This is a genomic window from Actinomadura sp. 3N508 (assembly GCF_044326375.1).
In the GTDB taxonomy this organism is placed as follows: Bacteria; Actinomycetota; Actinomycetes; order Streptosporangiales; family Streptosporangiaceae; genus Spirillospora.
Window position 1 is genome coordinate 441,045 of record NZ_JBIRAX010000006.1, and the last position, 26,152, is coordinate 467,196.

Sequence of the window (26,152 nt, forward strand, 5' to 3'; positions counted from 1 at the left end):
CAGACGCTACTCTCGGTGACGGCCCGGGAACCCTTACGAACTGGTGACGCGCCGCCGGGCGAACTCTTCCATCCCGTCGGCGAACGGCACCGCGGCGGAAAAGCCCAGCTCGCGGCGGGCCCGGTCGGGGCACGCGACGATGTGCCGGACGTCGCCGAGCCGGTAACCGCCGGTGACCTCCGGCGCGGGCCCGCCGAACGCGGCCGACAGCGCGGCGGCCATGTCCCCGACGGTCCGCGGCGTGCCGCTGGCGATGTTGTAGGCCCGCAGCCCGGGCTGCGGGCCGGTGCCGGCGGCGGCGTGCTCCAGCGCCAGGACGTTCGCGCGGGCGACGTCGCGGACGTGGACGAAGTCGCGGCGCTGCCCGCCGTCCTCGAACACCAGCGGCGCCCGCCCGCCCTCCAGCCGCGACCGGAAGATCGCCGCGACGCCCGCATACGGGGTGTCGCGCGGCATCCGCGGCCCGTACACGTTGTGGTACCGCAGCGCCGCGACGGTCCCGCCGGTCGCGCGCGCCCACGACGCGGCCAGGTGCTCCTGCGCGAGCTTGGTGTCGGCGTAGACGTTGCGCGGGTCGGGCGCGGCGTCCTCACCGACCGTGCCGGGGTCCAGCGCGAGCCCGCAGGCCGGGCATTCGGGCTCGAACCGGCCCGCGCGCAGCGCCTCCTGCGGGCGGGGCGCGGGCCGGACGGGCCCGTCGCGGCGGCAGGTGTAGGCGCCCTCCCCGTACACCACCATCGAGGACGCCAGCACCAGCACGCGCACGCCCGCGCGGGCCATCTCCGCCAGCAGCACCGCGGTGCCCTGCACGTTCGCTGAGGTGTAGGCGGGCAGGTCGGAGACGTCCACGCCGAGCCCGACCTTGGCGGCCTGGTGGCAGACGGCGTCCACGCCCTCCAGCCGCGCCGCGACCGCGGCGGCGTCGCGGACGTCCCCGGCCTGCCCACGGCCCGGCCCGCCGAGCGTGTCGGGCCGCAGGTCCAGGCCGCGGACGCGGTGGCCCGCGGCGGCCAGCGCGTCGGCGACGTGCGAGCCGATGAACCCGGCCGACCCGGTGAGCAGTACGTTCATGCGACGAAACCTAGGACGCGCCGCGCCCGGTCACGCGCCGGACGGCGCCGGTCAAGGCGCCTTGTTCGAACCTTGTAAGAACTTCGCCGCAGATTTCAGCGCCGTAGGCGGGCGGGGCGGTCCAGGAGCGGGGCGAGGAGCGCGGCGGCCTTGTCGGCGTCGGCCTCGGTGGTGGTGAGGTGGAACGAGCACCGCAGCCGTCCCGCCCGCACCGAGGCGACCACCCCGCCGTCGCGGAGCGCGGCGGCGGCGCCGTCGGGGACGTCGACCGCGACGATCGCCGACTCGCCGCCCGGTCCGGCGGGCGGCAGGCCGAGCGCGGCGCGGAACCGCCGCGCCAGCGCCACGTCGTGGTCGTGGATGGCCTGGACGCCGACGCGTTCGAGGAGCTCCAGCGCGGGCGCGTGCCCGGCCCAGCACTGCCACGCCGGGGACAGGTCCAGGCGCCGCGCATCGGCCGCGAGCCGCACCGGCAGCCCGTACACCGAGTCCCAGACGTCGGCGCCGGCGTACCAGCCGGCGCCGATCGCGGGCAGCGCGTCCAGCGCCTCGGCGGTGCCGGTGAGGAAGCAGGTGCCGCGGGGCCCGAGGAGCCATTTGTAGCCGCCGCACACCAGCCAGTCGACGCTGGTCGCGGGCAGCGGCAGCCACCCGGCGGCCTGGGTGGCGTCCAGCAGGATCCGGGCGCCGTGCGCGCGGGCCGCGCCGATCAGGTCCCGCATCGGGGCGAGGCGGCCGTCGGCGGACTGCACCGCCGACACCGCGACCAGGTCGTCGCCGGGCCGGACCTCCTCGGCGATCCGCTCCAGCGGCACCGACCGCACCCGCAGCCCGTCTCGCGCGGCGAACGGCCACAGCAGCGAGGTGAAGTCCCCGTCGGCGACCAGCACGCGCGCACCCGCGGGCAGCGACGCGGCGACGAGCCCGACGAAGTAGGACACCTGCGGCCCGCACGCGACCCGCCCGGCGGGCACGCCGAGCAGCCGCGCGAACGCCTCCCGGGACCGGGCCACCGCCGCGTCCAGCCCCCTGGCGTGCAGCAGCCCGGCGGCGCGGTCCCGCTCGGCGGCGAGCATCGCCTCGTGCGCCGCGCGCGGCGGCAGCCCGTAGGTGGCGGTGTCCAGGTAGGCGACGGCGGCGCCGAACTCGCGCCGCGCGTCCGCGATGGAAAGGCTCATGCACCGATCGTCGGCCACCACCCGCCCATAGCACAAAGTAATGTTCTCTTGGGCGCCCATAAGCGTGGTTGATATGTTGCGGGGATGCTGGACCTGCACCGGGGCCGGATCCTGCGGGAGGTGGCGCGGCTCGGCTCGATGACCGCCGCCGCGCGGTCCCTGTCCTACACCCAGCCCGCGGTGTCGCACCACATCGCGCGGCTGGAGGCCGAGGTCGGCACGCCGCTGGTGGTGCGGCACGGCCGCGGCGTGCGGCTGACCGAGGCGGGCCGGGTCCTGGTCGAGCACCTCGAGGACGTCCTGGCGCGCATGGACGACGCCGAGGAGCGGATCGCCGCGATCGCCGGGCTCCGCGCGGGGCGGGTGCGGGTCGCGGCGTTCCCGACCGCCGCCGGGGGCCTGCTGCCCGACGCGCTGGCGCGGCTGCGGGCCCGCGCGCCGGGCGTGTCGGTCACGCTGGTGGACGCCGACCCGCCGCAGGCGCTGGCGCTGCTGCGCGGCGGCGACACCGACGTCGCGGTCGTGTTCCGCTACGCCTACCTGCCGCCCGACACCGACGCGCGGCTGCGGGAGGTGGCGCTGTGCGAGGACCCGCTGCGGCTGCTCGTCCCCGCCGCGCACCCGCTCGCCGCGGCCGCCGGGCCGCGGCTGGAGGATCTGGCGGGCGAGAGGTGGGCGTCGGGGTGCGCGCGGTGCCGCGACCATCTGCGGTGGGCGTGCGGGCGGGCGGGGTTCGTCCCCGACATCGCCTACACCACCGAGGACCACGTCGCGATCCAGCGGCTGGTCGCCCGCGGCCTGGCGGTCACCACGCTCCCGGCGCTGGCGCTGGGCCTGCACACCGAGCCGGGCGTCGCCGCGCCGGACGTGCCCGCCGCGGGCCGCCGCCTGATCACCGCCCTGGTCCCCGCCGGCCCGCGCCCGCCCGCCGTCACGGCGTTCCTGGACGAGCTCACCGCCGTCGCCGCCGCCTACCCCGAGCCGCCCGCCGGTCAGCGGCGTTGATCCCGCGCAGGGGTCTCGGCGGCCGGCGGCGATGAGTTCGGCCGCCGCGCACGGTCTGCATGGGTGACAGGCGCGACACAGCGCACGACCGGAGGAGGACGACGATGACCGACCGTGAACCCATCGAGGCCCGCAATCTAGACATCTACGGCGGCGGGGAGCTGGCGTGGGGCACCGTGCGCGACGCGCTGACCGCGGCGCTGCCGAAGATGGAGACGCCGGTGTTCCTGGGCACGGCCCGGCCCGACGGCCGCCCGCACGCGGCGGGCGTCGGCGCGCAGTGGTACGCGGGCGACCTGTACTTCACCAGCGGGCCCGGCACCCGCAAGTCCCGCGACCTGGCGGCGAACCCGGCGTGCACGTTCTCGATCCGGACGGCGGTCGCCGACGTGGTGCTGGAGGGCGAGGCGCGGCGCGTCACCGACCCGGCGGTGCTGGAGCCGATCGCCGCCGGCTACCGGGAGGGCGGCTGGCCGGCGCAGGTGGACGGCGACGCGCTGACGGCGCCGTTCAGCGCGCAGAGCGCGGGCCCGCCGCCGTGGCAGGTGTACCGCTTCACCTTCCACACCGTCGTCGCGGTCGGCATCACCGAGCCGTTCGGCGCGACCCGCTGGCGCTTCGCCTGAGCCCCCGCCGGGGGTCGATGATCTGTCGACTTTGGTCTACCGGGCGTGGCCGTTCGGGCGATTCCCGCGCGCCCGGCGGCGCGGAGACTGGGCGGCATGAGCGCAGGTATCTCGCCGGGCGGCGCGCCCGCCGGCCGCTGGAGGCTCGACCATGACGGCCACCGGCTGGAGGCCGAGACCGCGCGCCAGGGGTGGAACCGGGTCGTGCGCCTGTTCGTGGACGGTGCACCCGCCGGGGAGGCCACGACCGACTGGCTGAAGGCGTCGCTGCCGCACGGGGACATGCGCGTCGAGGTCGTGTTCGACGTCCTCGGCCTGGCCGACGGGCAGGCGGCCCGCTGCGACCTGGTCCGGGCACCGGACGGGGACGCCCCCGGGCGCGTCAGCCTGGAGAAGGGAACCGGCACCGGGAAGGACGGGAAACCGGAAAGGGTCGCGTTCGAGCCCGCCGAAGGGACGCGCGCGGCGCGGCGGGAGGCGCTGGCCCGGGCGCACCCGTTCCTGTACGCCTCGCGGCACGTGGCCGCGGCGGCCGGGCGCGTGGTGTTCCCGCTGCTGGGGCTGGGCGTGCTGGTGCGGATGCTGCTGAGGTGGATCCCGCGGCCCGGCCTGGACGTGCCGTTCCCGGACGTGGACAGGCCGTCGATCCCGTGGCCCGACGTCCCCTGGCCGGATCTGCCCGATCTTCCGGACCTGTCGGCGCCGCCGTGGCTGGCGGCGCTGCTGGCGACCGCGAAGTTCTGGGCACCGATCATGATCGCGGTGGTCGTGGCCGCGCGCGAGGCCCGCCGCCGCAGGAAGACGTCCGGCGCCCACGAGGCCCCGCCCACGGCACCCGAGACGCCCGAGTCGGACGCGGCCCGGGGGCCCGATGCGCGTCCCGCCCCCTCCCGCCCGGCCGGAGATCCGGGCGAGAGGTGACCCGGCCCGCCCCCGTACACTCGGCGATCATGAGCGGTCGCCCTTCTCCCGTCCCGTACCTGTCGGAGCTGTTCTCGCTGGAGGACCGGGTAGCGGTGGTGACGGGCGGCAGCTCGGGCATCGGCCGGGCGATCGCGCGAGCGCTGGCGCGGGCGGGCGCGGCGGTCGTGGTCGTCGCGCGGCGGGAGGCGGAGCTGGCGGCGACGGTCGGGGAGCTGGAAGAGCACGGCTGCCGCGCGGCGGCGGTCAGCGCGGACCTGGGGTCGCGGGCGGGTGTCGCGGCGGCGGCGGACGGCGCCGTGGCGGCGTTCGGCGAGCCGGACATCCTGGTGAACGCGGCGGCGATCAACCTGCGGCCGCCGATGGACGAGCTCGGCGAGGAGGTGTGGGACGCCACGATGGCGGTGAACCTGGACGCGCCGTTCCTGCTCGGGCAGCGGTTCGGGCCCGGCATGGCGGCCCGCGGGTTCGGGCGGCTGATCCACATCGCCTCGCAGCAGGCGTTCCGGGCGTCGGTGACCAGCGGCGCCTACGGGGTGTCCAAGGCGGGCCTGGTGGCGCTGGCCCGGTCGCAGGCCGAGGCGTGGTCGGGCCGGGGCGTGACCGCGAACACGCTGGTGCCGGGGTTCGTGATGACGCCGCTGAACGCGCGCCTGTCGTCGGACCCGGCGGCGGTGAAGGCGCTGGCCGCGCGGACGATGACGGGCCGCAACGGCCTGCCGGGCGACTTCGCGGGCGCGGCGGTGTTCCTGGCGTCGGCGTCGGCCGGCTACGTCACCGGCCAGTCGATCTTCGTGGACGGCGGTTTCTCCGCCCACTAGCAGCGCCGCTCCCCCACCCGGGAGGCTGCGCCTGTCAGGGCCACAGGCCGGTGGCGCGGACCGCGTCCTCGGGGCCGGTGGCGTGGACGATCCCGCCGGGCGGGTGCCCGTCCTGGTCGTGGATCCGCCATCCGCCGAGCTGCACGACGGGGACGCCGCCGCGCCGCATCGCCAGCGCCAGCTCCGACAGGGTCCCCCAGGACCCGCCGACGAGGATGACGGCGTCGGCGGCGTTGACGATGAGCGCGTTGCGGGCCTGGCCGAGGCCGGTGGGCAGCGCGACGGTCAGGTCGGGCGCGGCGGCGGCGCGGTCGGCCTCGGGCAGCAGCCCGACGGTGATCCCGCCGGCGGCGCGGGCACCGGCCGCGGCGGCGGCCATGACACCGCCGTGCCCGCCGCAGACGACCACGGCGCCGCGGGCGGCCAGGAGCCGTCCGGTCTGGTGGGCGTGGTCCCATTCGCGTTCGGTGCACTCGCCCGGCCCGCACACCGCCACCTGCACCGGCACGGCCGCCCCGCTACCCGGCGCCGTGCCGCGCGGCGATCGCGTCGATCTCGGCGGCCAGGTCGAAATCCTTGCCGGTGAGGCCGCCGGCGCTGTGGGTGGTGAGGGTGAAGGTCAGGGTGCGCCAGCGGATGTCGATGTCGGGGTGGTGGTCGGCGTCCTCGGCGGCGCGGGCGACGTCGGTGACCACGTCGATCCCGGCCGGGAACGAGGGCGCCTTCACCTGGCGGCGGATGGCGTCGCCGTCGCGGGTCCAGGCGGGCAGGTCGCGCAGGCGGCCGGCGACGGCGGTGTCGTCGAGCAGGTCGGCCATCGGGTGTCCCTCCGTGTCTCGTCGGCGAGGGCGGCCTCGGTTTTCGAGGCTCCTTCGAGTACATCACGGCGGTGTCCGGGCGGCGCCCGGGGGGACGCGGGTCAGGGCGCGTCGTCGCGGGGCGGGTTCTCCTCGACGACCTGTGCGGTGATCGTCACGGCGACGTCCGCGGTGGCCTCGGCCCACACGTCGCCGGCGGGTTCGGCGGTCGCCTCGACCACGACGGCCGCGGCCGGGGCCTTCGCGGTGGCGGCGGGTCGGGTGGCGGTGGTCCAGGTGGTCTTGGCGACGTCGACGACGACGTCGCGGGAGACGTCGATGATGAGGCCGCGCAGGGTGTCCTTCAGGGCGAGCTTGAGCGCGTCGCGGATCAGCTCGCGCAGGACGGCCTCGATCGCGGCGGCGCTGGCGCGGGCGGCGGCCCGCAGCGCCAGGTCGCGGGCGGTGCGGGCGAACGCGCTGCCGGCGGCGGCGGTGAGCAGGTCCCCGGCGCCGCGGGCGGCGCCGGTGAGGGGCGCGAGGTCGGCGGGGTCCAGGCCGGTGTCGCGGGCGGCGCGGGCGGCGGTCTCGCGGGCGCGGTCGCGGAGCCCGGCGGCCAGGTCGCGGGCGGCCTGCTCGGCGGTCTCGCGGACGACGCGGGCGACGACGTCCCGCGCGGCGATCATCGCGGCGTCCACGGCGGCGTCGGCGACGGTGTCGACGGCGGCGTCCACGACGGTGCGGGTCGCGGCCTGCACGACGGGCGCGGACACGGTCGCGGTGACGGTGCGCCCGGCGACGTCGCGGGCGGTGGCGGTCGCGGCGCGGGCCAGCGGGCTCCCGGCGGCGAGCCGGCGCGCGGCGGCGGCCATCGGGTGCCGGGCGGCCTGCCGCCCGGCCTGCTCGGCGAGGGTCATGGCGGTGGCGGCGGCCTCGAACGCGCCGGCGGTGGCGGGGTTGGCCGCGGCCGCGTTGCGGGCCTCGGTGACGGCCCGCTCGGCGGCGGCGCTCGCGGCCCGGACGGCGGCGTCGCGGGCGGCCTGCTCGACGGCCTTCATCGCGGGCGTGCCCGACAGCTGCTCCAGGATGCGGGTCGCGGCGAGCTCGGCGGTCTCGCGGGCGGCCGCGGTGACGGGCTGTCCGGCGGTGACGGCCATCCGCGCGGCGGACGCGGCGGCGGGGGCCAGCCCGTCCCAGATCCGCTCCAGGCGTTCGGCGGCGGCCTGGTCGGCGCGCCCGGCGCGTTCGGCCAGCCCGGTCCCGGGACGCTCCCCGTCCTTCCGCTCCCTGTCTTCCTGCTCCGTGTTTTTCTGCTCTGTGTCTTCTTCCCGCTCTGTGCGGGCGGTCTTGCCAAGGTCCACGGTGTCGTTGTCGTCCACGCCACGCCCCCTCCTCGCGATCCGCCCCACAAATCACCATAACTTCCGAACTGCTCCGCCGGTTCCGGGTGGCGGTCACGGAAATCGGGTTGGACGGGTCCGGCGGGCGGCGGTAGAGTCGGCGCGGACCCGTGAGGAGGTGTGGACGTATGGCCGTCGTTGCGGTGGCTGCTGCCCGCAGCATTCAGCCCGTCCTCATTTCCCGGGCCGCCGGCTGACCGCTTCCCGCACCGCTCGTTCGTTGCGGCGCGTCCGTGCCGGGGCCCTTCACGCGAAGGTTCCTTACATTGTCTTCCCCTTCAGCGGGGTCGTCGCCGCTGGCCGCCTACGGCTGGGACACGACCCTGGAGAACGAGTTCACCTCTCATCGCGCGGCGGGGCTGATCCCCGCGCGCGTGGCCGCGGTCGACCGCGGCCTGTGCGACGTGGTCGCCGAGACCGGCCCGCTGCGGGCCTCCGCCGGCCCCGTCCCCGCCTCCGCCTTCCCTGACGATCCGCCGCTGGTGCCGTGCACGGGCGACTGGGCGGCGCTGCGCCCGGACGGCCCGGACGGGCGGCCCGCGGTGGCGGCGCTGCTGCCGCGCCGGACCGCGATCGTGCGGTCGTCGGCGGCGCGGGACTCGCGCGGCCAGGTGCTGGCCGCCAACGTCGACACCGTCGCGATCGCGGTGTCGCTGGCCGCCCGGCTGGCGCTGGGCCGGGTGGAGCGGCTGCTCGCGCTGGCCTGGGAGAGCGGCGCGCGGCCCGTGGTCGTCCTCACCAAGTCCGACCGGTCGCCGGACGCCGCCGGGGCCGAGGCGCAGGCGGCGTCCGCCGCGCCCGGCGTGGACGTGGTGTCGTGCAGCGCCGCGACCGGCGAGGGCGTCGAGGCCGTCCGCGCCGTCCTGGCCGGGACGGTGGTGCTGCTCGGGCCGTCGGGCGCGGGCAAGTCCACGCTCGGGAACGCGCTGCTCGGCGCGGAGGTCCTGGCGACCGGCGCGGTCCGGGAGCAGGACGGCAAGGGCCGCCACACCACGGTGCGGCGGGAGCTGCTGCCGCTGCCGGGCGGCGGTGTCCTGATCGACACGCCGGGCCTGCGCGGCGTCGGGCTGTTCGAGGCGTCCGAGGGCCTGGAGCGCACGTTCGCCGACGTCGAGGAGCTCGCCGCCCGGTGCCGGTTCGCCGACTGCGCGCACGACACCGAGCCCGGCTGCGCCGTCCTCGCCGCCATCGAGGACGGCACCCTGCCCGGGCGCCGCCTGGACAGCTACCGCAGGCTGCTGCGCGAGAACGAGTGGGCGGCCTCGCGCGGCGACGCGCGGCTGCGCGCCGAGCGCGACAACCGGTGGAAGACCATCAAGAAGGCGCAACGGCAGATGTACCGGGACAGGGGGCGCGACCGATGAGGTGGACGACCAGGCGGGAACGGCCCGGGGACCGCGGCGCGGTCCGCGCGGTGGTGCGGGCGGCGTTCCCGACGGCCGCCGAGGCGGACCTGGTGGACGCGCTGCGCGAGGACGCGGCGTGGGTGCCGGAGCTGTCGATGGTCGCCCAGGCCCCCGGCGGCGCCGTCGCCGGGTACGCGCTGGCGACGCGGTGCCGTGTCGGCGCGGGCCCGGCCGAGGAGTCGGGGGCGCTGGCGCTGGCGCCGGTGGCGGTCCTGCCGCAGTGGCAGCGGCACGGCGCGGGCGGCGCGGCCGTGCGGGCCGTGCTGGCGGCCGCGGCCGGGCGCGCGGCGGCGGGACGCGGGGAGCGGCTGGTGGTGGTGCTCGGGCATCCGGAGTACTACCCGAGGTTCGGGTTCGCGCGGGCGTCGTCGCTGGGCGTCGGCGTGGCGTTCGAGGTGCCCGACGAGGCGCTGATGGCGCTGGTGCTGGACGGCCCGGGCCCGGTCCCGTCCGGGACGGTCGCCTACCCGGCCCCGTTCGGCGTGTGAGCGGCGCGTGAGAACAGGGGGCGGGGCCCGCGGGCCCCGCCCTCTGCTGGTTCGGTGCGGTGTCAGCGGCCGCGGCGCTGGTAGGTCCGCACCGACAGCGGGACGAAGACCGCCAGCAGCACCGACCAGCCGAGCGTCGCGGCGACCGGATGCGCCAGCGGCCATGCCGGGTCGGCGCCGGGCCCGGCCGCGGGCGCGCCGGGGTTGCCGAACAGGTCGCGGCAGGCGGCGGTGAGCGCGCTGACGGGGTTCCAGTCGGCGATGACCTGCAGCACCGTGGGCATCCCGCCGGTGGGGACGAAGGAGTTGGACAGCATCGTCACGGGGAACACCAGCGGGATCAGCTGGTCGGCGGTCTGCTCGTTCTTCACCACCAGCCCCAGGTAGCACCCGGCCCAGCTCAGCGCGTACCGCATCAGCGCCAGCAGCCCGAACGCCTCGACGGTGGGCCACACGCCGCCGTGCGCGCGCCACCCGACCAGCAGCCCGGCGCCGGCCATGATCGCCATGCCGAGGATGCCGCTGAGGATCTCGGCGCCGGTCTGCCCGAACGGGACGGCGGAGCGCGCGACGGGCATGGACCGGAAGCGGTCCATGACGCCGCGGGAGGCGTCGGTGGCCACGCGCAGGGTGACGGCCATGGTGGCGGTGAAGGTGACCATCGCGAACAGGCCCGGCATCAGGTACTCGCGGTAGTTCCCGCCGCCGGGCACGGCGATGGCGCTGCCGAACACGTACCCGAACAGCACCACCATCGTCGCGGGGAAGATCAGCGCGCCGATGAGCTCGCCGGGTTCGCGGCGCAGCCGCGCGAACTCGCGTCCGATGAGGGTGAGGCCGTCGGTGAGCGTCCAGTACAGGCGTCCCGCGCGCGACACCGGCCCGGGCGGGGCGGCCGGCGCGTTGAGGGCGGTCATCGCAGCGCCTCCTTCCGCCGCCCGGCGGCTTCGGCGGCTTGGGTGCTTTCCGCAGGCTGGGCGGGGCCGCCGGTGAGGCGCAGGAACACCTCGTCCAGGGTGGGGCGGCGCAGCGCGACGTCGGCGACGGTGACGCCGGCGCGGTCCAGTTCGCGGACGACGTCGGCGAGCCGGACGGTCCCGGCGGCGAGCGGCACCGACAGGTGCCCGGCGTCCAGCGCGGGATGCGCGCCGGTGAGGCGGTGCAGGACGGCGGCGGCGCCGCCGGCCTCGGCGGGATCGGACAGGACGACGTCGAGGCGGTCCCCGATCGCCGCCTTCAGCCGGTCGGGGGTGCCGGTGGCGATGACGCGGCCGCGGTCGACGACGGCGATGTCGTCGGCGAGCCGGTCGGCCTCCTCCAGGTACTGGGTGGTGAGCAGGACGGTGGTGCCGTCGGCGGCGAGCTCGCGGACGGCGTCCCAGATCTCGCCGCGGCCGCGGGGGTCCAGGCCGGTGGTGGGCTCGTCCAGGAACAGCACCTGGGGCCGCAGGATCAGGCTGGTGATCAGGTCCAGGCGGCGGCGCATCCCGCCGGAGTAGCCGGCGACCTGCCGGTCGGCGGCCTCGGCGAGCCCGAACCGCGCCAGCAGTTCGTCCGCCCGGCGGCGCGCGTCGCGGCGCGAGAGGTGGTACAGGCGGCCGAACATGCGCAGGTTGCCGCGGCCGGTGAGCTTCTCGTCGACGGCGGCGTACTGCCCGGCCAGCCCGATCCGCTCCCGCACCCGGTCGGGGTGGCGGGCGACGTCGTACCCGGCGATGCGGGCGGTGCCGGAGTCGGCGTCGGCGAGGGTCGCCAGGATCCGCACGGCGGTGGTCTTTCCCGCGCCGTTGGGGCCGAGGACGCCGCAGACGGTCCCGGCGGGGACGGCGAGGTCGAGGCCGTCCAGGGCCCGGGTGCCGCCGAAGCGCTTGCGCAGCGCCTCGGCGACCACGATCGGTTCGTCGGTCACAAGGGGCCTCCAGCACTATCTGAGTACGATGTACGCAACTGATGGACGTCAGGGTAAACAACTGGGTACGTCGTACGCAACTAGGATGCTCGGAAGGCGAGGCGGAAGCGGAGGGGGTCCGGTGTCGGACGGCGAGTTCGTGAGCATCTGGTCGGTCCCCGAGCGGCAGGGGCGCGGGCCCCGCCCCGCCTACAGCCGCGCGCAGATCACCCAGGCGGCGATCCGGATCGCCGACGCCGACGGGCTGGACGCCGCGTCCATGCGCCGCATCGCCGCCGACCTGGGCACCGGCGCGATGTCGCTGTACCGCTACGTCCCCTCCCGCGACAACCTCATCGACCTGATGGCCGACCACGTCCTGGCCGAGATGGACATGCCCGCCCGCCCGTCGGGCGACTGGCGCGCCGACCTGACCCTGTTCGCCGAGCGGACCCGCGCGGTGTGGAAGCGGCACCCGTGGCTGGCGAGCCTGCACCACCCGCGCGCCGTCCCGGGCCCGAACCGGCTGCGGCTGACGGAGTTCGCGTTCGGCGCCCTGGACGTCGGCGTCCCCATCGACCAGATGCTCACCCTGCTGGACATGCTCGGCGGCTACGTCGAACGCGTCGTGCGCAGCGAGATCGAATGGGCGCGCGAGAGCGAGCGCAGCGGCATGACGCCCGAGCGGTGGATGTCGCAGAGCGGCCCCTACGTCCGCGAACTGCTCAGCAGCGGCGCGTACCCGATGTTCGAGCGCATCGTCGTGGACGCGCGGCTGCCGCACATGACCCCCGACGAGCAGTTCCGCTACGGCCTGGACCGCGTCCTGGACTGCATCGCCGCCGTCCTCCCGCCCCCCTGAACCCCGAGGGGCGGGGGTGGTCTCCCCGGCAGGGATCGAACCTGCGCTCCCGGCTTCGGAGGCCGGTGCTCTGTCCGCTGAGCTACGGGGAGAGGGACCCCGCCCCCAGGGTGACAGCGGGGGCGGGGCCGGCGACCCCGATGGGATTCGAACCCACGGCGTCCGGCGTGACGGGCCGGTGCTCTGACCGCTGAGCTACGAGGTCGTGAACGTCGAAAACGGAACCGGCGACAACGGAACCGGAGATGGGAAGGGCCGCTCGGTCACCAGGCGCGCAGGCGGCCGCCGCGCGGGAAGGCGCCGGGCGGTCAGGGGGCCGCGGGCCGGGCGGCGCGGGCCGGGTCGCGGTCGCGGGGTCGCCGTCGGCGCATCATGACCCGCTCCCTCCCGTGACCTGACCTGGGGGCCGGGTGTTCCGGCGCCCCCTGTGATCTCCAGGGTGCCCCGGCCGCGGGCCCGTCCGCAACGCAATTTCCCGCCGGGGCCGTTTCCATTGAATGGAACGGGAAAGTTCCCGCGCGGCCCTCGCATGGTGAGGGTGGAATCCGGGGATCTGCGTGCGTGCGCGGGTCCGCGCGCACAACCCCGTAAGCGAGGAGGAGCGATGGCGTTGCTCGACCCCGGCGTCTGGACCGGGAAGATCTTCGACGGCGGCTGGACCGCCGCGGCCGGCGGCGTCTACGACGTCACCGAGCCCGCGACCGGTGAGACGCTCGGCACCCTCGGGCAGGCGTCCGCCGCGGACGTCCAGCGCGCCGCCGAGGCCGCCGCCTCCGCGCAGCGCGACTGGGCCGCCCAGACCTATGAGGAACGCGCGGCGGTGCTGCGCCGCGCCGGGCGGTTGTTCGAGGACCACGCCGCCGAGATCCAGGAGTGGATCGTCCGGGAGTCCGGGTCGATCCCGCCCAAGGCGGAGCTGGAGGCGCATTTCGCGGCGAGCCTTTGCTATGAGTCCGCGGCGCTGGCGTCCCATCCGCAGGGGCTGGTGCTTCCGTCGGCGCAGCCGCGGTGGAGCCTGGCGCGGCGCCGGCCCGCCGGTGTGGTCAGCGTGATCGCGCCGTTCAATTTCCCGGTGATCCTGTCGATGCGGTCGGTCGCGCCGGCGCTGGCCCTCGGCAACGCCGTGCTGCTCAAGCCGGACCCGCGCACCGCGGTGTGCGGCGGGGTGGTCCTTGCGCGGATCTTCCAGGAGGCAGGGCTGCCCGAAGGGCTGCTGCACCTGCTGCCCGGCGGCCGCGAGCCCGGTGAGGCGGTCGTGGCTGCGCCGGAGGTACGGGTGGTGTCCTTCACCGGCTCCACCGCCGCCGGACGCAAGATCGGCGAAGTGTGCGGGCGGCTCCTCAAGCGCGCCCACCTGGAACTCGGCGGGAACAACGCGCTGATCGTCCTGCCCGGCGCGAAGGTCACCGACGCGGTGTCGGCGGGCGCGTGGGGCGCGTTCCTGCACCAGGGGCAGATCTGCATGACCTCCGGGCGGCACCTGGTGCACGAGAGCCTGCACGAGGAGTACGTCGCGGCGCTGGCCGACAAGGCCGACAAGCTCGCCGTCGGGAACCCCGCGTCCGGGCAGGTCGCGCTCGGCCCGATCATCGACCAGGGGCAGCTCGCCCACGTCGACGAACTCGTCCGCGGCACCGTCGCGGCCGGGGCCCGGCTCGCCGCCGGCGGCACCTACGAGGGCCTGTTCTACCGCCCGACCGTGCTGGCCGAGGTCACCCCCGACATGCCCGCCTACGCCCAGGAGGTGTTCGGGCCCGTCGCGCCGGTCGTGCCGTTCTCCACCACCGAGGAGGCGATCGCGCTCGCCGCGGCCAGCGAGTACGGGCTGTCGCTGGGCATCCTCGGCGACGTGGGTCAGGCGATGCGGATCGCCGACGCGGTCCCGACCGGGCTGGTCCACATCAACGACCAGACCGTCAACGACGAGCCCGTCGTGCCGTTCGGCGGCCTGGCGGCCTCGGGGAACGGATCCCGGTTCGGCGGGCCCGACGCCAACATCGAGGCGTTCACCGAGACGCAGTGGGTCACGGTCCGCGACCAGATCGCCACCTACCCGTTCTGACCGCCGCCCGCGCCCTGGCGGACCACCCCAGGGCGCGGCGCGGCGACGGCCGGCCTCAGGGCGGGCCGTGGTCGTGCAGGACGCGCGCCAGCGCCACCCACCGGTCGGGATGCACGAACGCGACGACGGCCTCGCGCGGCACCCCCGCCGCACGCAACGCCGCCTCCACCCGCGCCGCCGGATACGCCCGGCGCAGCGAGGCGCGCAGGGTGCCGCCCACCCCGCCGAACCCCACCTCCACGCACCGGACGTAGTCGTCCATCGCCGCGGGCGGCAGCAGCGGCCGGGCGCGGCGGTCCAGGCGCAGCACCGCCGAGTCCACGCGCGGGACGGGACGGAACCGGTCCCGGGGGATGCGGGCGCCCAGCCGCCAGGAGAACTCCGGCCACGTCCGCACCGTCAGCCGGCTCCACCGCCCGTAGTCGCCGGTGCGCTTGCGCGCGTACTCCAGCTGCGTCACCAGCGTCGCCGACGCCAGGCCGGGCGCCTCCAGCGCCCACGCCACGATCCGGGACGTCACCGAGTACGGGATGTTCCCGGCCAGGTGGAACGGCCCGCGCGGCGGCCGCGCGGCCAGGAAATCGCCGGTCACGCAGCGCACGTTCGGCAGGTCACCGCAGCGCTCGGCGAGCCGGCCCGCCAGCACCGGGTCGATCTCGTAGGCGATGACGCGGCGGGCGCGGGCGGCCAGCGCGACGGTGACCCGGCCATCGCCCGCACCGGCCTCCACCACCAGCCCACCCGGCCCGGACCCGACGGCGCGGGCGTAGCGGGCGATGACGCCGGGGTCGGCGATGAAGTTCTGTGACAGCTCGCGGCGCGCCCTCCCGCGCGCGCCCCGCCCCGTCCGGGCGGTGTCTTGAGCGTTCCGAGTGTTCCGGCTGTTCAGGGTGTTTCGGGGCCTTGGGGTCACGGTGGGTGTCCTCGGCTTGCGGCCTCGGCGGGCCGGACGGGACAGGCCCCGGCCCCGGGCTCACCCCGGGGAAAGCGCGCAGCGCGTGACCGGTGCCCGGCGGGCCCGCCCGAAGATGGTCGGCGGACGCACGTAGGCCCTGGACACCGCAAGCAGAGACACACCGTGAATCAGGCCAGGGAACAGGCCGTGCCGGATCACAGGGGAGCGCCGGCTCAACGGCGCTCGGCGGGCGCCCGAGACGTCTCGGCGGGCCCGCGGGAAAGGTCAGGCGCCGGTGCGCGCCGCGCGGTCCAGGGCGGGGCGACGCTCACGCAGCCGGACGTACACGGCCACGGAGACGACCACCCGGGCCGCGCTCTTCGTCATACCTGACATGCGCGCCATCGTAGCGCCGGGTTCGGGCCCGCCCCAAAAGGTTTTCCCGGCCGGGACGTGACCGGACCTTAAAGGTCGTTCGCCATCCCGTTTAACCCCCTTGGCGTGGGCAATCACAATCCCACAACCAAACCCCCCGGAACCGGAACCCCCGCGCCGAGGTCGAGGAGGCCACATCGTGTACGGGACGCACGAGATGCGGATGGTCCGGATCGACGAGTCCGGGCTTGAGGAATGGGCCTGCCCCACCTGCGGCCGCCGGATGCTGCTGCGCTGGCCACCGCACTACGAGAAGCAGATCGTCGACCCCGGAGACGAACGCGCCGGTCACGTCGGCAGCTCCAGCACCACCGCCGACACCCCGCCCGGCACGCCCGCGGGAACCCCGGCCGCCGCGCACAACGGCACCCACAACGGCACCAGCAACGGTGCGGAGGACGACACGACCGGCCCGCCGAAGCAGGCCAGCGAACGGCAATGGCGCAAGGCGCGCCGCTGGCTCCGCGAGAGCGGTGTCGACGCCACACCCGCGCAGGCAGCCCGCGCCGCGCGGAGCCACCTCGGCCCCTCCGAACCCGTCTGACCCTCTGCCTGGCCTCTGCCTAGCCCCTATCTGGTCCCGCGGCGGGAGCCAGAAATCTCAGGGGCGGGCCAGTTCGGTGCGCAGCAGGTCCAGGCCCATCGGGCCCAGATCCAGCGCCCGCCGGTGGAAGTCCTTCAGGTCGAACGCCGCACCGTCCCGCCGCCGCGCCGCCTCCCGCGCCTCCAGCCAGATCTTCTCCCCCAGCTTGTAGGCGATCGCCTGCGCCGGACGCCCCAGATACCGGTCGATCTCGAACGCCACCACCGAATCGGGATCGGGGCCCTTGTGCGCCCGCAGGAACTCGAACCCCAGCTCCGGCGTCCACCGCTCGCCCTCGTGGAACCCCGTCCCCGCCGGGATCTTCAACTCCAGATGCATCCCGATGTCCAGGATCACCCGCGCCGCACGGAACTGCTGACCACCCGCCAGCATCCCCAGCCGGTGCGCCGGATCCCGGTAATGCCCCAGCTCGTCCATCAGCCGCTCCGCGTACAGGCCCCACCCCTCGCAATGGCCCGGGAACAGCTCGCTCGACACCCGCTGGAACCGGTTCAGCACCGGGTTCAGCGTCGTCACGCCCAGCTGCAGATGGTGCCCCGGCGCGCCCTCGTGGAACATCGTCGACGGGACCGTCCACGTCACGATGTCCCCGGACGGGTCCTCCACCGTCCACCACACCGTCCCCGGCCGCGACAGATCCTCCGCCGGCGCCAGATAGTAGATCCCCGACTCCACCGGCGGGATCCGGCAGTCGATCGTCCGCAGCGGCGCCGGAATGTCGAAATGCACCCCGTCCAGATCCGCGATCGCCCGGTCCGCCAGCTCCTGGATCCACTTGCGGAACGACTCCGCACCCTTGATCCGGTGCGCCGGATCGGCGTCCAGCGCAGCCAGCACCGCCGGCAACGGCTCACCCGGCAGGATCCGCGCCGCCTCCTCCGCCATCTCCGCCTGGATCCGCGCCAGCTCCTCCCAGCCCCACGCGTACGTCTCCTCAAGATCCAGATCCGTGCCCAGGAAGTCCCGCACCCCCAGCCGGTACCGGTCCGCGCCCAGCGCGTCCCGCTCCGGCGCCCGCACCGCCAGCTCACCGGTCAGGAACCCCGCGAACTCCACCAGCGCCGCCGACGCAGCCCGCACCGCCCCGTCCAGCCCCGCCCGCAGCGGCCCCTCCCCGTACCGCGCCGCCAGCTCCGCCAGATACACCGGCACGTCCGAACACTCCCGCGCGTTCCGCACCACCTGCCGCCGCGCCGCCACCCGCCCCCGCGCACACGCCCGCTCCAGCGACACCCGCAACCCCGCCAGCGCCGACGGCAGCGCCCGCAACCGGTCGTGCGCGGCGTCCCAGTCGGTCGCCGCGCCCTGATCCAGCAGCTCCACCGCCCGGAAGATCCGCTGCACGGGCCCGTCGATGGTGTCCAGCGCCCCCTCCAGGACGCCCGCCTCGTCCAACGCCACCTCGACCTCGAGCCGCTCCCGCAACACCGCCGCCGCGATCCGCCCCGCGTCACCCTCCACCGGAGTCCGCGCCAGCTCCGCCAGCGTCCGCCGCGCCAGATCCACCCGCGCCTGCGCCGCATCCGGACCGTAATCGGTCAGCCGCGCGTCCTGCCCCGCGATCCCCATCAAGGCCGCAAGACACGGGTCAAGCGAGGCGAACTCGTCCACATACCGGTCTGCGAGGTCATCCAGTGCCGTCACGGGCCCCAGGCTACGGCCAACGCACCCCTAGACGCGATCATGAAAATGTGCCAAAGCGGCGGGCCGATCAACGTGTTTCGGCCGCCAGCCGCACACCCAGGCCCACCAGCACCACCCCCGACACCTGATCCAGCCGCCGCCGCACCACCGGACGCTCCAGCACCCGCCGCGCCGCCCCCACCAGCCACACCACCACCGCGTACCAGGCCAGATCGATCAGCGCCCACAGCACCGAGAACCCCACCAGCACCACCGGAACCGGCGACCCCTCCGGCACGAACTGCGGAAGAAAGGAAACCGCGAACACCCCGGCTTTCGGATTGGCGAAATTGGTCACCAGGCCCAGCCGGTAACACCGCGACCACGAAAAACCGCCACCCGCCCCCTCAGCCTCCACCTCAACCGAGCCACCCGAGCCGCCCCGACGGGCCTGCCACAGCGCCCGCGCCCCGAACCACACCAGCACCACCGCACCCGCCACCCGCAGCCCGTCATACGCCAGCCGCGACGCCGCCAGCAACGCCGACAACCCCACCGCCGCCGCCACACCCCACACCAGCACCCCCGTCTCGTTCCCCAGCACCGCCGCCAGCCCGCCACGCCGCCCCGACCGCATCGACTCCCGCATGATCACGACCGTGCTCGGCCCCGGCGCCATCGCGATCAGCACCGCCGCACCCGCGAAAGCGATCAGACTCTCCAGCATCCCCCCATGCTGACCACCCCCGCACCCCACCGCAAACCCTTTCCACCACCCGCCCCATACGAGCGGCGGGACGGGTCACAACGGCGGGCCGTCACCCGGATCCGTCGGCGTCCCGGTCGGACCCGACGGCGTCGGCGTCGGAACCGGAGACGGCGACGTCGGCGTACGCGACGGCGTCGGAATCGACGGCGTCGGCTCCGGCGGCGGAGGCGGCGGCTCCTTCGCCTCCGGCTGACACGCGAACAACACCCCCATCAGCAACGCCAGCAGCAGCAACCCCGCCGCCAGCGTCAACAACGTCCCCACCAGACTCCGCTGCGGCGCACGATCCCCCACCGGACCCGGACCCACCGCCCCCGGCGGCGCCACCGGACGCTCCAACGCCGGCTCCGCAGACCCCAGCCAATACGGCTGGAACTGCGGCCCACGCCGCCGCCCACCCCACCGCCCACGCCCCGGCCCCTGGAACACCACCGGCTCCAGAAACCGCTCCGCACCCGCACGATCCGCCTCATACGACGTCGCCACCCACGGCGCCGGCCCATCCGGCTGCGCCGCCACCACCGGCGCCGGATCACCCGGCCCCGGCACCCCACCACCCGAACCCGGCCCCGGACCCGGCGACGGCACCGCCGCGTTGATCGCCGCACGGAACCGATCCCGCGCCGCCGCGTCCTCCGCCGCACCCCGGTTCAGCACCGCCACACTCGCGCGCCGCCCCGCACCGTCCACCCCCAGGAACACGATCCCGGCGGCCGACTCCGACAAACGCGCCGACAACCGGAACGGACCCAGCCGATCAGGATCACCCGGTGGCAACGGCCTCGACATGGCCGCAACCCTAACAACCACGCCCTACGATCGGCTCCACGACCGCCCCGCACCCCCGCCCACACCCACCGCCAACCCCGCCCCACGCACCAGGAACACCCACCAACCACCACGACACGCCCCCGAACCGATCACCCGCACCACGCACGTATCCCCCGTGAACGGGTACAAGCGATCGCGTAGGGTCGAAACGCGCCCAGCCCGGCACCCAAGGGACAGTGAGGCAATCCCACATGACCATCGCCGCCACCGACGTCGACGAGGCCGCGGCCCTCCTGCAGACCACGCTCGCCGAAGTCAAAAAGGTCATCGTCGGCCAGGAGCACATGGTCGAACGCATGATCGTCGCGCTCCTCGCCCGCGGCCACTGCCTCGTCGAAGGCGTCCCCGGCGTCGCCAAGACCCTCGCCGTCGACACCCTCGCCCACGTCGTCGGCGGCACCTTCGCCCGCCTCCAGTTCACCCCCGACCTCGTCCCCTCCGACATCGTCGGCACCCGCATCTACCACCCCTCCACCGAACAGTTCGACGTCGAACTCGGCCCCGTCTTCGTCAACTTCGTCCTCGCCGACGAGATCAACCGCGCCCCCGCCAAAGTCCAGTCCGCCCTCCTGGAGGTCATGGCCGAACGCCAGGTCTCCCTCGGCGGCAACACCTACCCCCTCCCCACCCCCTTCATCGTCCTCGCCACCCAGAACCCCATCGAATCCGAAGGCGTCTACCCCCTCCCCGAAGCCCAGCGCGACCGCTTCCTCATGAAGATCGACGTCCACCACCCCGCCGCCCACGAGGAACTCCAGATCCTCCAGCGCATGAGCGTCGACCCACCCGAAGCCGCCCAGATCCTCGACACCGGACGCCTCGCCGGCCTCCAGCGCGCCGCCGAAGAGGTCTCCGTCCACGAACTCATCGCCGACTACATCGTCCGGCTCGTCATGGCCACCCGCGAACCCGACCAGTACCGCCTCCCCGACCTGCGCGGCGTCATCGACATCGGCGCCAGCCCCCGCGCCACCCTCGGCCTCGCCGCCACCGCCCGCGCCCTCGCCCTCGTCTCCGGACGCGACTACGTCCTGCCCGACGACGTCCGCGCCGTCGCCCGCGACGTCATCGCCCACCGCCTCGTCCTCACCTTCGACGCCCTCGCCGACGGCGTCCACGCCGCCGACGTCGTCAACCAGATCATCACCGCCGTCCCCCCGCCCCGCGTCGTCTGGAACCACGGCTCCGCCGCGGTGACCACCGCATGAGCGCGCCCCGCAGGCGCAGCGGGAAACTCGCCCACCTCGCCCCCGAACGCACCCTGCGCCGCCTCGAACTCCAGGTCACCCGCCGCCTCGACGGCCTCCTCAACGGCGAACACCTCGGCCTGCTCCCCGGCCCCGGCACCGAACTCGCCGAAGCCCGCCTCTACCAGCCCGGCGAGGACGACGTCCGCCACATGGACTGGGCCGTCACCGCCCGCACCACCACCCCCCACGTCCGCGACCTCATCGCCGACCACGAACTCGAATGCTGGGCCCTCCTCGACCTCACCCCCAGCATGGACTTCGGCACCGCCACCATGATCAAACGCGACCTCGCCGTCGCCGCCCTCGCCGCCGTCGGCTTCCTCACCGTCCGCCTCGGCGACCGCGCCGGCGCCTACCTCCTCCACACCGACGGCATGCGCCGCTGGCCCGCCCGCACCGGCAAAGCCGCCCTCTACGCCCTCCTCCAAGCCGCCCTGGACGCCCAATCCGTCCACGACGGCGCCCCCCGCACCAGCCCCGGCCCAAGCCCCGGACGCGCCGGCACCGCACCCCAGCGCGACCTCGCCGCCGCCATCACCGCCCTCGACCGCGGCCAGACCCGCCGCGGCCTCCGCGTCGTCATCTCCGACTTCCTCGCCCCCGACGGCACCCACGACGGCCTCCTAGACGGCACAGAACACGGCGCACCCCACGGACGGCCCGACTGGGAACGCCCCCTCCGCCGCCTCACCGCCCGCCACCAGGTCCTCGCCATCGAGATCATCGACCCCCGCGAACTCGACCTCCCCGACGTCGGCCTCGTCGAGATGACCGACCCCGAAACCGGCACCGTCCACGAGATCGTCCTCAACCGCCGCGTCCGCGAACGCTACGCCGCGGCCGCCGCCGCGCAACGCGACCACACCCGCGCCGCCCTCCGCCGCAGCGGCGCCCACCACCTCGTCCTGCGCACCGACCGCGACTGGATCGCCGACATCGCCCGCTTCGCCCTCCGCCAGCGCCGCGCCGCCGGCAGATCCGAGCGGAGCCCGTCCGCCGGACGGCGGCGGGCGGGGACCGGCGGACCGGAAGCCACCACCGCGGGAGCGCGCCCATGACCTTCCTGTCACCCGAACGCCTCTGGCTCCTCGGCGTCCTGCCCGCCCTGGCCGCCGTCTACATCCTGCTGCAACTGCGCCGCGGACGGCACGCCGTCCGCTTCACCAACCTCGCCCTGCTCTCCCAGATCGCACCCCGCCGCCCCGGCTGGCGCCGGCACGTCGCCGCCACCCTCTTCCTCATCATGATCACCCTCATGATGATCGGATTCGCCCGGCCCGCCGACTCCGTCAAGGTCCCCCGCGACCGCGCCACCATCCTCGTCGCCATCGACGTCTCCCTGTCCATGATGGCCAGGGACGTCCCACCCAGCCGCTTCGACGCCGCCAAATCCGCCGCCAAGAAGTTCATCGACGACCTCCCCCCGCGCTTCAACGTCGGCGTCGTCGCCTTCGCCGGCAACGCCAACCTCATCGCCGCCCCCACCGCCGACCGCGACGCCGCCGTCGCCTCCATCGACCAGCTCGTCCTGGCCAAGCGCACCGCCATCGGCGAAGCCGTCTTCACCAGCCTCCAGGCCGTCCGGTCCTTCGACGCCGAAGCCAGCCAGGACCCGCCGCCCGCCCACATCGTCCTGCTGTCCGACGGGGACAACACCACCGGACGCTCCGTCCAGGAGGCCATCGACGCCAGCCGCGCCGCGAACGTCCCCGTCTCCACCATCGCCTTCGGCACCCCCTACGGCACCGTCGACATCGAGGGCGAGACCACCAGCGTCTCGGTCAACAAGGAGACTTTGCGCGCCCTGGCCGACAGCACCAAGGGCAAGGCCTACGAGGCCGAAGACTCCGGCGAGCTCCGCGACGTCTACGCCAACATCGGCACCAGCCTCGGCTTCAGGACCGAGCACCGCGACGTCGCCGCCCGCTACACCGGCATCGCGCTGCTGTTCGCGCTCGCCGCCGGCGGCGCCTCCCTCGCCTGGTTCTCGCGCCTGCCCTGACCGCTGATACGGTTCGCCGACGTGGGGGAACACTACTTCGCCGAACGGCCGGGCACCGCGAGCCGCCGCCGCACCGTCGATCTCGTCCTGCCCGACCTGCACCTGCGCCTGGACACCGACAGCGGCGTGTTCTCCCCCGACCGCGTCGACCCCGGCACCCGCGTGCTGCTGGAGACCGTCCCCCCACCACCGAAGGACGGCGACCTGCTCGACCTCGGCTGCGGGTACGGCCCCATCGCCCTCACCCTCGCGACCCGTTCCTCCCAGGCGAGAGTTTGGGGCGTGGACGTTAACCGGCGAGCCTTGGAACTCGCCGAGAGGAATGCCAACACCGCCGGCCTTGACAATGTAAGGTTCATCTTGGCGGACGACCTCGACCCCGGCCTCCGCTTCGCCGCGATCTGGTCCAACCCCCCGATCCGCATCGGCAAGGCCGCCCTGCACGACCTCCTCCTCACCTGGCTCCCCCGCCTCACCCCCACCGGCCGCGCCCACCTCGTCGTCCAGAAACACCTCGGCTCCGACTCCCTGCAGCGGTGGCTGGACGCCCAGGGCCACCCCACCGAGCGGATCGCCTCCCGCTCCGCCTACCGCGTCCTGCGCGTCGCACCCCGCACCCGGACCACCACCGAAACCGGCAGCACGGAAGGCCACACCCGATGAGCGGCCCCGACCGCCCCCAGACCCCCGCCCAGGGACGCAGGCAGCTGCGCGGCACCGACGTCAAGCGCCTCAACCGCGACTGGCGCCGCCGCACCGACGCCCGCCTCGGCCTGCTCGTCGAATCGGTCACCCAGCCGTTCAACATCGGCTCGATCATCCGCAGCGCCGCCGTGTTCGGCGTCGACCACCTCTGGCTCGCCGGGAACGCCACACCCCCCACCCACAAGGCCGTCGACAAGACCGCCCTCGGCACAGCCCGCCTCGTCCCCTGGGAGCACGCCGGCACCCCCGCCGAGGCAGCCGCGGCCATCCGCAAGGAGGGCCTGCGCCTGGTCGCCGTCGAGCTCACCACCGACGCCGTCCCCCTGCACGAGGCGCCCCTGGACGGCGACGTCTGCCTCGCCGTAGGCGGCGAGGACCACGGCTGCTCCCCCGCCCTCCTGGCCGCCGCCGACGCCGTGACCTACATCCCCCAGCTCGGACGCGTCGGCTCCCTCAACGTCGCCGTCGCCACCGCCATCGCCCTCGCCGAGGCCCGCCGCCGCGACTGGACCACCTGACCCCGGACCACTCCACCGCGCTACGCTGACCCCGTGCAGTTCCTCACCCACGGGTAGACCGCCGCGCGCCGCCGAGACAACACCGGCGGCATCGGCGTCCCCGTAACCCGCCCCTCGCGTGGGCCTTCCTGAGGAACACATCCGTGACCGCGTCGTACGCCGCCGTCCTGCGCGCCCCGCACGCCCTGCGCACCTTCACCCTCGCCCTGCTCGGACGCCTCTCCTACGGGACGGTCTTCCTGTCCCTGACCCTGGCGTTCACCGCCTCCACCGGCTCCTACACCCGCGCGGGCGCGCTGATGGCCGCGCACGGGCTCACCGGCGCCGCCCTGTCACCGCTGCGCGCCACGCTCATCGACCGGCACGGCGCACGCCGCGTCCTGCCCCCGATGACCGGCGCGTACGCCGCGCTGCTCACCGTCCTGGCCGTCCTCACCTGGCGCCCCGGCGCGCCCCTGCCGCTGCTGGCGGCCGTGTCCATCGCCGCCGGCGCCTGCGCGCCCCCGATCGGCGTCGTCATGCGGACGCTCTGGCGCGGCATCCTGCCCGACGCCGCGCTGATCCGCCGCGCCTACAGCCTCGACACCGTCTCCGAGGAACTCGTCTTCGTCACCGGCCCGCTCCTCGCCGGGCTGCTCGCCGCGCTCGCGTCCCCCTCCCTCGGCATCGCCGTCAGCGCCGCCCTGATCACCGCGGGGGTCCTCGGCGTCGCCGCCTCCCCGGCCGTGCCGCCGAACCCGCCCGCACGCCGCCCTCGCGGGCCCCGCGTCCGCGCCTTCGCGCCCGTTCCCGCCGTCGCCGCCGCGGCCACCGGCTTCGCGCTCGGCTCCACCGGGCTCCTCGCCGTCGCCTTCACCGAACGGCACCACCAGCCCGCGGCGGTCGCCTGGGTCGAGGCCGCGATCGCCGCCGGCAGCACCCTCGGCGGCCTCGCCTACGGCGCCCTCGGCAGGTCACAGCCGGGCCGCGGCCGCCTCGCCGCCCTGCTCTGCCCGCTCGGGCTCCTGCTCGCCGCGGCCGGGCTCGCCCCCTCCGTCGCCGTCCTGGCCGCGGCGGCCTTCACCGTCGGGCTGTTCGTCGGCCCCACCTTCACCACCGCGTTCCTGATCACCGACGCCGCCACCCCGGCCGCCGCCCGCACCCGCGCCGTGGCGTGGATCAGCACCTCGGTCAACCTCGGCGTCTCCGCCGGGTCCGCCGCGACCGGCGTGTTCCTGGACGCGCTGCCCCTGCCGCTCTGCTACGCCCTCGCCGCCGCCCCGGCCGCCCTCGCCCCGGCACTGCTCCTGTGTTTGCCGAAACCGCAACAGGATTCGCAGGACGAGCCCGCCCCGGTCCACCATCGGAGCATGGACGACACCACCGACCGCCGGGAATACTGGGACAGCCGCTACGCCGAGCACGACCACCTCTGGAGCGGCGACCCCAACCAGATGCTCGTGCAGGAGACCTCCGACCTGGAACCCGGCACCGCCCTGGACCTCGGCTGCGGCGAGGGCGGCGACGCGATCTGGCTCGCCCAGCGCGGCTGGCACGTCACCGCCACCGACATCTCCGGTATCGCCCTCGAACGCGCCGCCCGCCACGCCGAGACCGCCGGCGTCGCCGACCGCATCGACTTCCAGCAGCACGACCTGGGCGTGTCGTTCCCCGAAGGCACCTACGACCTGGTCTCCGCCGCGTTCCTGCACTTCCCCGACGAGGGCCTGCCGCGCGAGCCGGTCCTGCGCGCCGCCGCCGCGGCCGTCGCCCCCGGCGGCACCCTGCTCATCGTCGGCCACTCCGGGCCCCCGCCGTGGGACCCAGACGCCTTCCCCGAGGCGCACCTGCCCACCGCCGCCGAGGTCCTGGCGTCCCTGCGGCTCCCGGACGGCGAGTGGGACGTCCTCTACAGCGCCGAGCACGACCGCGTCCAGACCGCCCCCGACGGGCGCGTCATGCACCGCACCGACAGCACCGTCAAGGTCCGCCGCTCCCCGGCGGCCTGACCCCGCC

26 protein-coding genes and 2 tRNA genes are annotated in these 26,152 nt (G+C 75.2%); 15 read left to right on the forward strand and 13 right to left on the reverse strand.

The features are described 5' to 3' along the window. Window positions 1-33 precede the first annotated feature (33 nt). The gene (locus tag ACH34S_RS23870) at window positions 34-1,071 is read right to left on the reverse strand and encodes an NAD-dependent epimerase/dehydratase family protein (RefSeq protein ID WP_395954984.1); all 1,038 of its coding nucleotides are present in this window, start codon (window positions 1,069-1,071) and stop codon (window positions 34-36) included. Between the two features lie 95 nt (window positions 1,072-1,166). Next, window positions 1,167-2,249, reverse strand: coding sequence for an aminotransferase class V-fold PLP-dependent enzyme (locus ACH34S_RS23875; protein WP_395954985.1), 1,083 nt, complete (start codon window positions 2,247-2,249; stop codon window positions 1,167-1,169). 84 nt (window positions 2,250-2,333) lie between these two features. Between ACH34S_RS23875 and ACH34S_RS23880 the strand changes: the two genes are divergently transcribed. From ACH34S_RS23880 to ACH34S_RS23895, 4 genes are all read left to right on the forward strand, one after another. Further along, complete coding sequence (locus ACH34S_RS23880; protein ID WP_395954986.1) at window positions 2,334-3,254, forward strand: LysR family transcriptional regulator; 921 nt, start codon at window positions 2,334-2,336, stop codon at window positions 3,252-3,254. Window positions 3,255-3,358: 104 nt separating this feature from the next. Next, complete coding sequence (locus ACH34S_RS23885) at window positions 3,359-3,880, forward strand: pyridoxamine 5'-phosphate oxidase family protein (RefSeq protein WP_395954987.1); 522 nt, start codon at window positions 3,359-3,361, stop codon at window positions 3,878-3,880. A gap of 96 nt (window positions 3,881-3,976) precedes the next feature. Next, window positions 3,977-4,801 carry a hypothetical protein gene (locus ACH34S_RS23890; protein ID WP_395954988.1) on the forward strand — a complete coding sequence of 275 codons (825 nt, stop codon included), beginning with the start codon at window positions 3,977-3,979 and terminating at the stop codon, window positions 4,799-4,801. 29 nt (window positions 4,802-4,830) lie between these two features. Then, window positions 4,831-5,622: an SDR family NAD(P)-dependent oxidoreductase gene (locus ACH34S_RS23895; RefSeq protein WP_395954989.1), complete on the forward strand. Its 792-nt coding sequence runs from the start codon at window positions 4,831-4,833 to the stop codon at window positions 5,620-5,622. 34 nt (window positions 5,623-5,656) lie between these two features. Here the strand turns inward: ACH34S_RS23895 and ACH34S_RS23900 are convergent, their stop codons facing one another. The 3 genes from ACH34S_RS23900 to ACH34S_RS23910 all read right to left on the reverse strand — a co-directional run bounded on the left by ACH34S_RS23900 (window position 5,657) and on the right by ACH34S_RS23910 (window position 7,798). Further along, window positions 5,657-6,130, reverse strand: coding sequence for a TIGR00725 family protein (locus ACH34S_RS23900; RefSeq protein WP_395954990.1), 474 nt, complete (start codon window positions 6,128-6,130; stop codon window positions 5,657-5,659). A 10-nt stretch (window positions 6,131-6,140) separates the two neighbouring features. Further along, window positions 6,141-6,440 carry a 4a-hydroxytetrahydrobiopterin dehydratase gene (locus ACH34S_RS23905; protein WP_395954991.1) on the reverse strand — a complete coding sequence of 100 codons (300 nt, stop codon included), beginning with the start codon at window positions 6,438-6,440 and terminating at the stop codon, window positions 6,141-6,143. A 101-nt stretch (window positions 6,441-6,541) separates the two neighbouring features. Next, window positions 6,542-7,798 carry a hypothetical protein gene (locus ACH34S_RS23910; RefSeq protein WP_395954992.1) on the reverse strand — a complete coding sequence of 419 codons (1,257 nt, stop codon included), beginning with the start codon at window positions 7,796-7,798 and terminating at the stop codon, window positions 6,542-6,544. Window positions 7,799-8,085: 287 nt separating this feature from the next. Here ACH34S_RS23910 and rsgA point away from each other — a divergent pair, with 287 nt between their 5' ends. Further along, window positions 8,086-9,183, forward strand: coding sequence for a ribosome small subunit-dependent GTPase A (gene rsgA, locus ACH34S_RS23915; RefSeq protein WP_395954993.1), 1,098 nt, complete (start codon window positions 8,086-8,088; stop codon window positions 9,181-9,183). Next, window positions 9,180-9,713, forward strand: coding sequence for a GNAT family N-acetyltransferase (locus tag ACH34S_RS23920; RefSeq protein ID WP_395954994.1), 534 nt, complete (start codon window positions 9,180-9,182; stop codon window positions 9,711-9,713). The genes rsgA and ACH34S_RS23920 overlap by 4 nt, the downstream gene beginning before the upstream one ends. A gap of 62 nt (window positions 9,714-9,775) precedes the next feature. Here the strand turns inward: ACH34S_RS23920 and ACH34S_RS23925 are convergent, their stop codons facing one another. Together ACH34S_RS23925 and ACH34S_RS23930 are read right to left on the reverse strand one after the other, a co-directional pair. Further along, entirely contained in the window at window positions 9,776-10,630 is an 855-nt protein-coding gene (locus ACH34S_RS23925) for an ABC transporter permease (protein WP_395954995.1), read from the reverse strand. Continuing rightward, window positions 10,627-11,622: an ATP-binding cassette domain-containing protein gene (locus ACH34S_RS23930; protein WP_395954996.1), complete on the reverse strand. Its 996-nt coding sequence runs from the start codon at window positions 11,620-11,622 to the stop codon at window positions 10,627-10,629. The genes ACH34S_RS23925 and ACH34S_RS23930 overlap by 4 nt, the downstream gene beginning before the upstream one ends. Before the next feature lie 121 nt (window positions 11,623-11,743). On the opposite strand from ACH34S_RS23930, the gene ACH34S_RS23935 reads away from it, so the two are divergent. Further along, a complete protein-coding gene (locus ACH34S_RS23935; RefSeq protein ID WP_395954997.1) occupies window positions 11,744-12,463 on the forward strand; it encodes a TetR/AcrR family transcriptional regulator in 720 nt (239 codons plus the stop codon). A gap of 17 nt (window positions 12,464-12,480) precedes the next feature. Here ACH34S_RS23935 and ACH34S_RS23940 read toward each other — a convergent pair. Together ACH34S_RS23940 and ACH34S_RS23945 are read right to left on the reverse strand one after the other, a co-directional pair. Next, window positions 12,481-12,555, reverse strand: a tRNA-Arg gene (locus ACH34S_RS23940). 40 nt (window positions 12,556-12,595) lie between these two features. Next, window positions 12,596-12,668: transfer RNA gene (locus tag ACH34S_RS23945), tRNA-Asp, on the reverse strand. A gap of 399 nt (window positions 12,669-13,067) precedes the next feature. Between ACH34S_RS23945 and ACH34S_RS23950 the strand changes: the two genes are divergently transcribed. Beyond that, window positions 13,068-14,525 carry a benzaldehyde dehydrogenase gene (locus ACH34S_RS23950; RefSeq protein WP_395954998.1) on the forward strand — a complete coding sequence of 486 codons (1,458 nt, stop codon included), beginning with the start codon at window positions 13,068-13,070 and terminating at the stop codon, window positions 14,523-14,525. Window positions 14,526-14,580: 55 nt separating this feature from the next. Here the strand turns inward: ACH34S_RS23950 and erm are convergent, their stop codons facing one another. Then, window positions 14,581-15,336: an ErmE/ErmH/ErmO/ErmR family 23S rRNA (adenine(2058)-N(6))-methyltransferase gene (gene erm / locus ACH34S_RS23955; protein ID WP_395955089.1), complete on the reverse strand. Its 756-nt coding sequence runs from the start codon at window positions 15,334-15,336 to the stop codon at window positions 14,581-14,583. 658 nt (window positions 15,337-15,994) lie between these two features. On the opposite strand from erm, the gene ACH34S_RS23960 reads away from it, so the two are divergent. Then, on the forward strand, window positions 15,995-16,399 hold the full coding sequence (locus tag ACH34S_RS23960; RefSeq protein WP_395954999.1) for a hypothetical protein: 405 nt from the start codon (window positions 15,995-15,997) through the stop codon (window positions 16,397-16,399). A gap of 57 nt (window positions 16,400-16,456) precedes the next feature. Here ACH34S_RS23960 and ACH34S_RS23965 read toward each other — a convergent pair whose 3' ends face one another. The 3 genes from ACH34S_RS23965 to ACH34S_RS23975 form a co-directional block, all read right to left on the reverse strand. After that, entirely contained in the window at window positions 16,457-18,103 is a 1,647-nt protein-coding gene (locus ACH34S_RS23965) for a DUF885 domain-containing protein (protein WP_395955000.1), read from the reverse strand. Between the two features lie 67 nt (window positions 18,104-18,170). Then, entirely contained in the window at window positions 18,171-18,809 is a 639-nt protein-coding gene (locus ACH34S_RS23970) for a LysE family translocator (protein ID WP_395955001.1), read from the reverse strand. 91 nt (window positions 18,810-18,900) lie between these two features. After that, on the reverse strand, window positions 18,901-19,047 hold the full coding sequence (locus ACH34S_RS23975) for a hypothetical protein (RefSeq protein WP_395955002.1): 147 nt from the start codon (window positions 19,045-19,047) through the stop codon (window positions 18,901-18,903). An 826-nt stretch (window positions 19,048-19,873) separates the two neighbouring features. Between ACH34S_RS23975 and ACH34S_RS23980 the strand changes: the two genes are divergently transcribed. The 6 genes from ACH34S_RS23980 to ACH34S_RS24005 all read left to right on the forward strand — a co-directional run bounded on the left by ACH34S_RS23980 (window position 19,874) and on the right by ACH34S_RS24005 (window position 26,145). Further along, the gene (locus ACH34S_RS23980; protein WP_395955003.1) at window positions 19,874-20,890 is read left to right on the forward strand and encodes an AAA family ATPase; all 1,017 of its coding nucleotides are present in this window, start codon (window positions 19,874-19,876) and stop codon (window positions 20,888-20,890) included. Beyond that, window positions 20,887-21,990 carry a DUF58 domain-containing protein gene (locus ACH34S_RS23985; RefSeq protein WP_395955004.1) on the forward strand — a complete coding sequence of 368 codons (1,104 nt, stop codon included), beginning with the start codon at window positions 20,887-20,889 and terminating at the stop codon, window positions 21,988-21,990. The genes ACH34S_RS23980 and ACH34S_RS23985 overlap by 4 nt, the downstream gene beginning before the upstream one ends. Further along, window positions 21,987-22,934 (forward strand): VWA domain-containing protein, encoded by a 948-nt coding sequence (locus ACH34S_RS23990; RefSeq protein WP_395955005.1) that lies wholly within the window; start codon window positions 21,987-21,989, stop codon window positions 22,932-22,934. The genes ACH34S_RS23985 and ACH34S_RS23990 overlap by 4 nt, the downstream gene beginning before the upstream one ends. A 21-nt stretch (window positions 22,935-22,955) precedes the next feature. Then, window positions 22,956-23,597, forward strand: a complete 642-nt coding sequence (locus ACH34S_RS23995) for a class I SAM-dependent methyltransferase (RefSeq protein WP_395955007.1) — start codon at window positions 22,956-22,958, stop codon at window positions 23,595-23,597. After that, the gene (locus ACH34S_RS24000; protein WP_395955009.1) at window positions 23,594-24,157 is read left to right on the forward strand and encodes a TrmH family RNA methyltransferase; all 564 of its coding nucleotides are present in this window, start codon (window positions 23,594-23,596) and stop codon (window positions 24,155-24,157) included. Before ACH34S_RS23995 ends, ACH34S_RS24000 begins: the two co-directional genes overlap by 4 nt. Window positions 24,158-24,300: 143 nt before the next feature. Then, window positions 24,301-26,145: an MFS transporter gene (locus ACH34S_RS24005; protein WP_395955010.1), complete on the forward strand. Its 1,845-nt coding sequence runs from the start codon at window positions 24,301-24,303 to the stop codon at window positions 26,143-26,145. Window positions 26,146-26,152 lie beyond the last annotated feature (7 nt).

What these genes read in the sequence shown, in the direction of transcription:
- ACH34S_RS23870 (WP_395954984.1), bottom strand. Translation starts at nt 1,071, where the DNA reads ATGAACGTACTGCTCACCGGGTCGGCCGGGTTCATCGGCTCGCACGTC.
- ACH34S_RS23875 (WP_395954985.1), bottom strand. Translation starts at nt 2,249, where the DNA reads ATGAGCCTTTCCATCGCGGACGCGCGGCGCGAGTTCGGCGCCGCCGTC.
- ACH34S_RS23880 (WP_395954986.1), top strand. Translation starts at nt 2,334, where the DNA reads ATGCTGGACCTGCACCGGGGCCGGATCCTGCGGGAGGTGGCGCGGCTC.
- ACH34S_RS23885 (WP_395954987.1), top strand. Translation starts at nt 3,359, where the DNA reads ATGACCGACCGTGAACCCATCGAGGCCCGCAATCTAGACATCTACGGC.
- ACH34S_RS23890 (WP_395954988.1), top strand. Translation starts at nt 3,977, where the DNA reads ATGAGCGCAGGTATCTCGCCGGGCGGCGCGCCCGCCGGCCGCTGGAGG.
- ACH34S_RS23895 (WP_395954989.1), top strand. Translation starts at nt 4,831, where the DNA reads ATGAGCGGTCGCCCTTCTCCCGTCCCGTACCTGTCGGAGCTGTTCTCG.
- ACH34S_RS23905 (WP_395954991.1), bottom strand. Translation starts at nt 6,440, where the DNA reads ATGGCCGACCTGCTCGACGACACCGCCGTCGCCGGCCGCCTGCGCGAC.
- ACH34S_RS23920 (WP_395954994.1), top strand. Translation starts at nt 9,180, where the DNA reads ATGAGGTGGACGACCAGGCGGGAACGGCCCGGGGACCGCGGCGCGGTC.
- ACH34S_RS23925 (WP_395954995.1), bottom strand. Translation starts at nt 10,630, where the DNA reads ATGACCGCCCTCAACGCGCCGGCCGCCCCGCCCGGGCCGGTGTCGCGC.
- ACH34S_RS23950 (WP_395954998.1), top strand. Translation starts at nt 13,068, where the DNA reads ATGGCGTTGCTCGACCCCGGCGTCTGGACCGGGAAGATCTTCGACGGC.
- ACH34S_RS23970 (WP_395955001.1), bottom strand. Translation starts at nt 18,809, where the DNA reads ATGCTGGAGAGTCTGATCGCTTTCGCGGGTGCGGCGGTGCTGATCGCG.
- ACH34S_RS23980 (WP_395955003.1), top strand. Translation starts at nt 19,874, where the DNA reads ATGACCATCGCCGCCACCGACGTCGACGAGGCCGCGGCCCTCCTGCAG.
- ACH34S_RS23985 (WP_395955004.1), top strand. Translation starts at nt 20,887, where the DNA reads ATGAGCGCGCCCCGCAGGCGCAGCGGGAAACTCGCCCACCTCGCCCCC.
- ACH34S_RS23990 (WP_395955005.1), top strand. Translation starts at nt 21,987, where the DNA reads ATGACCTTCCTGTCACCCGAACGCCTCTGGCTCCTCGGCGTCCTGCCC.
- ACH34S_RS24000 (WP_395955009.1), top strand. Translation starts at nt 23,594, where the DNA reads ATGAGCGGCCCCGACCGCCCCCAGACCCCCGCCCAGGGACGCAGGCAG.